Raw genomic sequence first — 8,025 nt, forward strand, 5'->3', positions numbered from 1 at the left:
CGATACCGTGACGGCATGGAGACGCGTGAGCTGCGGTACTTCGTCGCCGTCGCCGAGGAGTTGCACTTCGGGCGGGCCGCGCAGCGGCTCGGGATCGCGCAGCCGCCGCTGTCGCGGGCGATCGGGCAGCTCGAACGGCGGCTCGGGGTGACGCTGCTGGAACGCACGAGCCGCACCGTCACGCTGACCGAGGCCGGGTCGGTGCTGCTGCGCGAGGGCCGGGCGGCCCTCGACGCGGTCGAGGCCGCCGAGCGCCGCACCCGCCGCGCCGCCCTCGCCGCGACCGGCCGGCCCGGCCTGGTCCTCGTCACGAAGGCTGGGGCCTCCGCCGATCTGCTGCCGAAGCTGCTCGACGCGTACGCCGCCGAACCCGGCTCGGTCGCCGTCGACGTGCTCCTGTGCGGGCCAGGCGAGCAGGAACGGCTGCTGCGCGACGGGCGGGCCGACGTGGGTCTGCTGCACCGCCCGTTCGACTCGACGGCCGGGTTCGACTTCGAGGAGCTGTGCACGGAGGGGCAGGTCGTGGTCCTGCCGGCCGGGCACCCCCTCACCGGCCGGGCCCACCTGCGGATGGCCGACGTCACCGCGCTGTCCGACCTGCCCAGGCCGCGCTGGCCCCGCTCCGACGGCACCTACCCCGACGGCCCAGGCCCGGAGGTCCGGGACCACGCGCAGCTTCTGCAGTTGATCGCGCTCGGCCGGGCCTCGGCGGTCCTGCCGGAGTCGTCCCGGGCTCATCTGCGCCACGACCTCGCCGCCGTGCCGGTGCTGGACGCTCCGGCGGTGACGACGGTGATCGCCTGGCCGCCGCACAGCCGGTCGATGGCCGTCGCCGGGCTGGTCCGGGCCGCGACCCGCCTCTAGCCTGGACAGCCGGCGGACGGAGAGGGGAGGGTGGGCCGAATGGAACAGATCGACTTCCCGGAGATCCCGAGTGCGGGGGACCTCGAAGTCCGGTGGATTCACGGCTCGGAGTCGGCCAAGCACAACACCGACCCCGACATCCAGGTGCACCGATACGACGAGCACACGTACGTCCTGCGCCAGAACAAGTCGATCAACTACGAGGCGCCCTTCATGTTCCTGATGTTCGGGAACGCCCGGGCCCTCCTGCTCGACACCGGCGCGACGGCGTCACCCGCCTACTTCCCGCTGCGCCGGACGGTGGACGAGATCGTGGCCCGCTGGCTGGCCGATCACCCCCGCGAGGGCTACGGGCTCCTCGTCGCGCACACGCACGGCCACGGTGACCACATCGCGGGCGACGGCCAGTTCCGCGACCGCCCGGACACGGTGATCGTCGATCCCGCGCCGGAGCGCGTACGCGAGTTCTTCGGGCTCGGGGACGATCTCGACGTGCCCGGGACCGTCGACCTGGGCGGCCGCGTCCTGGACGTCCTGGCGAGCCCCGGGCACCACAGGTCGGCGGTGACCTTCTACGATCGGCCCACCGGCCTACTCCTGACCGGTGACACCGTTTACCCCGGGCGGCTGTACGTCGCGGACTGGCCGGCGTTCGAGCAGACCATCGACCGCTTGGTGAAGTTCGCCGAGGCCCGGCCCGTCACCCACGTTCTCGGCTGCCACATCGAGATGACGAACGCGCCGGGTGAGGACTACCCGATCCGCACCACTTACCAGCCGGACGAGCCGCCGCTCCAGATGACGGTGGAGCACCTGCGGCAGATCCGCGACGCGGTGGCGGAGATCGGGGGCCGGCCCGGCGTCCACGTCTATCCCGAGTTCATCGTCTACAACTAGCGATCAGATCAGATCCAGCCGCGCAGCAGCATGCGGCTCAGCCAGACGTCGTACGGCACGGGCACGGCGGTGAGCACGGGCCACAGCCACCAGAAGTCGACCAGGGCGAGCAGCGTGAACGCGCCCACCACCGCCGCCCCCGTGGAGCGTCGCGCGGCCGGCGCGCCCTGCGGCCCGAGGACGAGCCCGCACGCCAGGACGATCGCGAGGACCATGAACGGCACCGCCGGGAGCGCGTAGAACAGGTACATCGTGCGGTCGTCGGCCAGCGCGAAGTAGAACCACGGCAGCCATCCCGCCGCGTAGGCGAGCAGGACGGCGCCCGCCCGCCAGTCGCGGGTCCTCGGATACCAGACCACCATCGCGATCAGCGCGAGCAGCCCGCCGTACCAGATGACCGGGGTGCCGGTCCCGAGGATCTCCTGCGAGCAGGAGGGCGCGCCGCAGGTGCCGCGGGACGACCGGTAGAAGAAGGCGACCGGCCGCAGCAGCAGCGGCCAGCCCCACGGCTCCGACTGGTAGTCGTGGTGCGCGCTCAGCCCCTGGTGGAAGCCGAACACCTGGCTCTGGTAGTCCACCAGCGAGCGAAGCGAGTCGAAGACGAAGTAGGCCCAGCCGTTCGAGGTCGCGCGGTCCCAGTTGCGGCCCCACCCGCCGGCCGAGGCGAACCAGCCGGCGAACGACGCGACGTACACGACGGGCGGCACGGCGCCGAGCCAGGCGAGGCCCGTCGGCCAGTCGAGGCGCACCGCCTGCCGGTACGGCCGGCGCAGGCCGACGGCGCGCCTGGCCCCGCAGTCCCAGACGAGCGTCATGATCCCGAACGCCACGACGAACAGCAGGCCGGTCCACTTGGTGGCCGTCGCCGCGCCCAGGCACAGCCCCGCCGCCAGCCGCCAGGGCCGCGGGCCGAGCCGGGGAGCGGGCCCGTTCAACGCGGAGGTCCGGTACCACTCCGTAAGGCGGGTGCGGGCCGCGTCCCGGTCGGCGACCAGGCAGGCGAAGCCCGCGAGCACCCAGAACATGAGGAAGACGTCGAGCAGCGCGGAGCGCGACAGCACGAGATGCAGGCCGTCCAGCGCCAGCAGCAGACCGGCGAGGCAGCCGAGGAGGGTCGAGCGGGTCATCCGGCGGGCGGTCCGCGCCAGGACCAGCACGCTGAGCGTGCCCGCGAGCGCGGCGGCGCACCGCCACCCGAAGGGCGTGAGGCCGAAAAGCCACTCTCCCGCGCCGATCAGCCATTTGCCGAGCGGCGGGTGGGCGACGTAGGCGGCGCACTCCTCGAACGTCGCGCACGTCTTGAACACGTCCGTGCCGCCCCGCAGGATCGTCTGTTCCGCGCCGTCGGCGAACTGCCGCTCGACGCCGTACGTGATCAGCGAGTACGCGTCCTTGGCGTAGTAGAGCTCGTCGAAGACGAACGCGTGCGGCGCATCGAGACGGTCGAACCGGAGGAGCCCCCCGAAAGCGGCCACGGCCAACGGGCCGAGCCAGCCGACCCGCCCGCCCGGCATCGGCGGCACCAGCCGGGGTAAGGCGCTCCGAGGCACGCGGTGATCCTAACCCGGCAAAACGCGAAGATCAGGGCAAGACAGATCCGGCATGACGGACCTCCAGGCATGATCACCGCCGTCCTGGGCAGTAGGCGGCCAGCAAGCGAAGCGGGAAACACCGAGCGAGCCGGAGGGGCGCGCCGCCGATCTGGACTGAGGAACGCGCGGGAGCGAAGCGACCAAGCGTGACGAGGGAAGACGGCGGAAGTGAGCGCCCCGACGAGCGAAGCGGGAAACACTGCCATCGGGAGCGTCGCAGATGGATTTCGATGACCGAGCGCAACTCGACGCCTCGCAGGTCGAGGACGTCGGCGGTGGAGGCGGGTTCCGCGGCGGAGGTCTGGCCATCGGCGGCGGAGCCGCCGGAATCATCGCCCTCATCGTGGCCCTGATCTTCGGCGTCAACCCCGGGAACATCACGGGCGGCGGCGACGAACCCGCCGGCCTGCAGCCGACCAGCGACCTGAGCGCGCAGTGCAAGACCGGCGCCGACGCCGACCAGTCGGAGAAGTGCCGGGTCGTGGGCGTCGTCAACAGCATCCAGAAGTACTGGAGCGAGCAGATCCAGGGGTACACCGGCGCGAAGACCACCCTGTTCTCCGGCGGGGTGCAGACCGGCTGCGGCGCCGCGGACTCCTCCGTCGGCCCCTTCTACTGCCCGAACGACAAGCACGTCTACCTGGACCTGTCGTTCTTCGACGAGTTGCAGTCGCGGTTCGGGGCCAAGGGCGGCCCGTTCGCCCAGGCGTACGTGATCGCCCACGAGTACGGCCACCACGCGCAGGACCTGCTCGGCACGATGAACCGCGTCGGCCAGGACCAGGGCGCGGAGAGCGGCTCGGTGCGGCTCGAACTCCAGGCCGACTGCTACGCCGGTGTGTGGGCCAAGAACGCGGTGGACACCGGCTTCTACGCCAAGCCGTTCACCGACGCCGACATCCAGGAGGCGCTCGACGCCGCCGCGGCGGTCGGCGACGACCACATCCAGGAGCAGGCCCAGGGCAGGGTCAACCCGGACGCGTTCACCCACGGCACCTCCGCCCAGCGGCAGAAGTGGTTCACCAACGGCTACTCGTCGGGCGACCCGGCACGCTGCGACACCTTCTCCGGGAGCGTCTGAGACCCGCGGCAGAGCCTCGGGCGCGAACCTTTGCGTCGTCTCCTAAACTACATACCGTGATCTTTAAGTTGGTCGGTGACGGACGGCCCTATCCCGAGCACGGACTGTCGTCCCGCGAGTGGGCGCAGATCCCGCCCAGGCAGGTCCGGCTCGACACACTGATCACCACGAAGGCGGTGCTCGACCTGCACTCGTTGCTCGCCAAGGACTCGACCTTCTACGGCGACCTGTTCCCGCACGTGGTGCAGTGGAAGGGCGAGCTGTACCTGGAGGACGGCCTGCACCGCGCCCTGCGCGCCGCCCTCCACCAGCGCTCGGTGCTGCACGCCCGCGTGCTGGAACTCCAGGACTAGCCGCTCCCCGGGTGAGATCGCCTGTCTGACTGCTTCGGTAGCCTTACGGTCATTTGACTTGACCAGCCACCGACAGAAGGGAGCCGGGCAGTGCTCGACGACGCCGGACTCCACGCCCTCCGCGAGGCGGCTCGGCTGTCTCCCGACAACCTTCCCCTGCGGCGCCACCTCGCCGAGCAGCTTCTGTCCAAGGGCTACCTCGCCGAGGCCGAGGCCGAGTTCCGCGCCGCCCTCGTGCTGTCGCCCCAGGACCCGGACGTAATCGCCGGTCTCGCCGAGGCCTTCGTGCGGCAGAGTGCGTACGGCGCCGCGCTGTCGGCGCTGGAACCGCTCCTGGCGGCTCCCGGCCACGCGCCGCGCGCCGGGTTGCTCGCCGCCAGGGCACTGCTGGGCGAGGGCGACGTGGCCGGGGCGGCGCGCCGCTACCACGACGCGGTCGCCCGCGATCCCTCGCTGGCCGACCCCGACCTGGCCGCCCGGCTGGCGCCGCAACCCGCCACGCCTCACCCGCCACAGGCCGCCCCTTCAGGCACGCCGCACTCCCCCGGGGCAGACCCCGCCGACGGCGCCGAGGCCGAGCGCTCCGGCGTCACGTTCGCCGACGTGGCCGGCATGGAGGCAGTCAAGGAGGCGCTGCGGATGAAGCTCCTGCTCCCCGTCCAGCAGCCCGAGCTGTTCGCCGCGTTCGGCAAGCGGGCGGGCGGCGGAGTGCTGCTGTACGGCCCTCCGGGCGCGGGCAAGACCCACCTGGCCAGGGCCGCGGCGGGCGAGCTCGGCGCGGCGTTCATCAGCGTCGGGCTGGCCGACATCCTGGACATGTACATCGGGTCGAGCGAGCGCAACCTGCGGGCCACGTTCGAGATGGCCCGCCGCAACCGGCCGTGCGTGCTCTTCTTCGACGAGGTCGACGCGCTGGCCGCGCGCCGCTCCGACATGCGGCAGGCGCACACCCGGCAGCTGGTCAACCAGTTCCTCGCCGAGCTCGACGGCGTGGACGAGAACGCCAACGAGGGCGTCCTGGTGCTGGCGGCCACCAACGCGCCCTGGTACATCGACGTGGCGTTCCGGCGTCCCGGACGGTTCGACCAGATGGTGTTCGTGCCCCCGCCCGACGCCGCGGCCCGCGCCGCCATCCTGCGCATTCTGTGCCGCGACAAACCGCTGGCCGAGATGGACTTCGACGCGGTGGCGAAGGTCACGGACGGGTTCGTGGGAGCGGATCTCAAGGGCGTGGTCGACCGCGCGGTGGAGACCAAGCTCCACCAGTCGATCAGCGCGGGCCGTCCCCTTCCGCTGACGACGGACGACCTGCTCGCGGTGGCCCAGGCGACGAGGCCGACGGCCGTGAAGGAGTGGCTGGGGACGGCGCGCAACTATGTCCTGCACGCCAACGACTCCGGCGCCTGGGACGAGCTGATGCCGTGGATCGACGGCAAGAAGGGCGGCAAGGGCAGATGGTGACCGCCGCGGCGCCGATCGAGCGCGCGCGGACGCTGCTGGCGCTGCGCCGTCCGGCGGAGGCCGAGCGGGAGCTGCGGGGCCTGCTCGCGCAGGATCCCCAGAACGTCGACGGGCACGCCTTCCTCGCGGTCGCGCTGACGGAGCAGCGGAGGACGGCCGAGGCGATCGACGAGGCCGTGGAAGCGGTACGGCTCGCGCCGGACCGCTCGTATCCGCACTATGTGGCCGGGCAGGCGTACCACCGGGCGGGCCGGCCCCGGGAAGCCGCCGACGCCGCACGGGCGTGCCTTGCGCTCACCCCGAGTACGCACCGGCCTGGGAGCTGCTGGCCCGGGTGCACGTCCGCGTCGAGCAGTGGCCGCAGGCGGCCGACGCGGCGCGCCACGGGCTCGCCCTCGAACCCGAGGACGTCGACCTGGCGAGCCTGCTCGCGGTGGCCCTCACCATGCTCGGCGACGCCGCCGGGGCGAAGGAGGCCGCCGCGCGGGCCGTGGGGCTGGACCCCGAGAGCGCGATGGCCCATCTGGCGTACGGACGCGCGCAGCTCGCCTTCGGCTCGCCCGGCGAGGCCGCCCACGCGTTCCGCGAGGTGCTCCGCCTGGCTCCGGGGTTCGACCAGGCCAGGGACCTCCTGGTGGCGGCGCTCAAGCGGCGCAACCCCGTCTATCGCCTGCTCGCGCGCCTGCGCGGCACGTTCTTCGGCGGGTGGCGGATGCTGTTCCTGCTGCCGGTCGCGCCTCCGGTCATCGCCCTGTTCGTGCTCATCGCGCTCCTGCACTGGGCGGCCTGGGTCGCCGAGGCGGTCACCACCCTGCGCCTGGCCCGCGCCGGGGCCACCCGGCTGCTCTTCGAGGGCACGCAGCGCGGGTGGCCCTCGTGTGCTGCTGCCTGCTGGCCGCCGGCGCGGCGCTGCTCGTCACGGGCGTGGTGGCCGGTCAGGAGGTGATCGGAGTGGCCGGCGCGGCGGTCATGGCGCTGATCACCCCCGTGCAGGAGGCGGCGCACACGAGCGCGCCCCGAGGCCGCGCCGTCCTGTACGGCTGGGCGGTCCTCCTGGGGCTGGCCGCCGCCCTGGCGGTGCTCCTGTCCTCCCCCTCCGCCGCACTGCTCGCCGCGTATGCCGGGCTGGCCGGGATCTGGGTGGCGGCGGGCGTGCGGCGGCTGACCGGAACCCGGGCGACGAACGCGCTCTGACCGGCCGTGCCGGACGGGCGCCGCTGGACGCGAAAGAGCCGCCGACCCCTGTGATCAGGACCGGCGGCTCTTCAGTCGAGCGGTGGAGGTGGGATTTGAACCCACGGTAGGTTGCCCTACACACGCTTTCGAGGCGTGCGCCCTCGGCCACTAGGCGACTCCACCGCGCAGCAGCTTACCGGACGAACACCACTGCGCGCGCATCCGTTTCCGTCCGCCCGCCGGCTCAGGCGCGGCGGCCCGAGAAGAACTCGGTCAGCACGGCCGCGCACTCGTCGGCCAGCACGCCCATGACCACCTCGGGCCGGTGGTTGAGCCTGCGGTCCCGCAGGACGTCCCACAGCGATCCGGCGGCCCCGCCCTTCTCGTCCACCGCGCCGTACACGACGCGGTCCACCCGGGCGAGGACCGCCGCGCCGGCGCACATCGTGCAGGGTTCCAGTGTGACGACGAGCGTGCAGCCCGTCAGCCGCCAGTCGCCGATCCGCGCCGCCGCCGCGCGCAGGGCGAGCACCTCGGCGTGGGCCGTGGGGTCGCCTCGTCCGCGAGGAGGAGAAGGTCGTCCGTGCGGCGGCTGTCCGGC

General features: G+C 72.7%; 9 protein-coding genes, 1 tRNA gene and 1 pseudogene. 8 read left to right on the forward strand and 3 right to left on the reverse strand.

Features of this window, described 5'->3' with window-relative positions:
• The first annotated feature begins 15 nt into the window (after positions 1-15).
• Positions 16-864, forward strand: a complete 849-nt coding sequence (locus tag B1L11_RS38340; RefSeq protein WP_079320145.1) for a LysR family transcriptional regulator — start codon at positions 16-18, stop codon at positions 862-864.
• Positions 865-903: 39 nt separating this feature from the next.
• Positions 904-1,761 (forward strand): MBL fold metallo-hydrolase, encoded by an 858-nt coding sequence (locus tag B1L11_RS38345; RefSeq protein ID WP_079320146.1) that lies wholly within the window; start codon positions 904-906, stop codon positions 1,759-1,761.
• A gap of 8 nt (positions 1,762-1,769) precedes the next feature.
• On the opposite strand, the gene B1L11_RS38350 is transcribed toward B1L11_RS38345, so the two are convergent.
• Positions 1,770-3,311, reverse strand: coding sequence for a dolichyl-phosphate-mannose--protein mannosyltransferase (locus B1L11_RS38350; RefSeq protein ID WP_306291761.1), 1,542 nt, complete (start codon positions 3,309-3,311; stop codon positions 1,770-1,772).
• A 262-nt stretch (positions 3,312-3,573) separates the two neighbouring features.
• Here B1L11_RS38350 and B1L11_RS38355 point away from each other — a divergent pair, with 262 nt between their 5' ends.
• The 6 genes and pseudogenes from B1L11_RS38355 to B1L11_RS38375 all read left to right on the forward strand — a co-directional run bounded on the left by B1L11_RS38355 (position 3,574) and on the right by B1L11_RS38375 (position 7,442).
• Entirely contained in the window at positions 3,574-4,434 is an 861-nt protein-coding gene (locus B1L11_RS38355) for a neutral zinc metallopeptidase (RefSeq protein ID WP_079320147.1), read from the forward strand.
• 56 nt (positions 4,435-4,490) lie between these two features.
• Complete coding sequence (locus B1L11_RS38360; protein WP_079320148.1) at positions 4,491-4,787, forward strand: type II toxin-antitoxin system VapB family antitoxin; 297 nt, start codon at positions 4,491-4,493, stop codon at positions 4,785-4,787.
• Positions 4,788-4,877: 90 nt separating this feature from the next.
• The gene (locus tag B1L11_RS38365) at positions 4,878-6,248 is read left to right on the forward strand and encodes an ATP-binding protein (protein ID WP_079320149.1); all 1,371 of its coding nucleotides are present in this window, start codon (positions 4,878-4,880) and stop codon (positions 6,246-6,248) included.
• Positions 6,242-6,451, forward strand: a pseudogene (locus B1L11_RS55545) (tetratricopeptide repeat protein); the annotation flags it as partial. The gene B1L11_RS38365 and the pseudogene B1L11_RS55545, both read left to right, overlap by 7 nt.
• An 80-nt stretch (positions 6,452-6,531) precedes the next feature.
• Entirely contained in the window at positions 6,532-7,194 is a 663-nt protein-coding gene (locus B1L11_RS38370; protein WP_143737853.1) for a tetratricopeptide repeat protein, read from the forward strand.
• Complete coding sequence (locus tag B1L11_RS38375) at positions 7,191-7,442, forward strand: hypothetical protein (protein WP_143737854.1); 252 nt, start codon at positions 7,191-7,193, stop codon at positions 7,440-7,442. The genes B1L11_RS38370 and B1L11_RS38375 overlap by 4 nt, the downstream gene beginning before the upstream one ends.
• An 80-nt stretch (positions 7,443-7,522) precedes the next feature.
• Here B1L11_RS38375 and B1L11_RS38380 read toward each other — a convergent pair.
• Both B1L11_RS38380 and B1L11_RS38385 read right to left on the reverse strand, forming a co-directional pair.
• Positions 7,523-7,607 (reverse strand) — tRNA-Ser (locus tag B1L11_RS38380).
• Positions 7,608-7,668: 61 nt separating this feature from the next.
• Positions 7,669-8,025, reverse strand: a 357-nt coding sequence (locus B1L11_RS38385; protein WP_079320156.1) for a nucleoside deaminase, incomplete at its 5' end; no start/stop codon positions are given.

It is taken from the genome of Microbispora sp. GKU 823, from assembly GCF_002027145.1.
Taxonomy (GTDB): domain Bacteria; phylum Actinomycetota; class Actinomycetes; order Streptosporangiales; family Streptosporangiaceae; genus Microbispora; species Microbispora siamensis.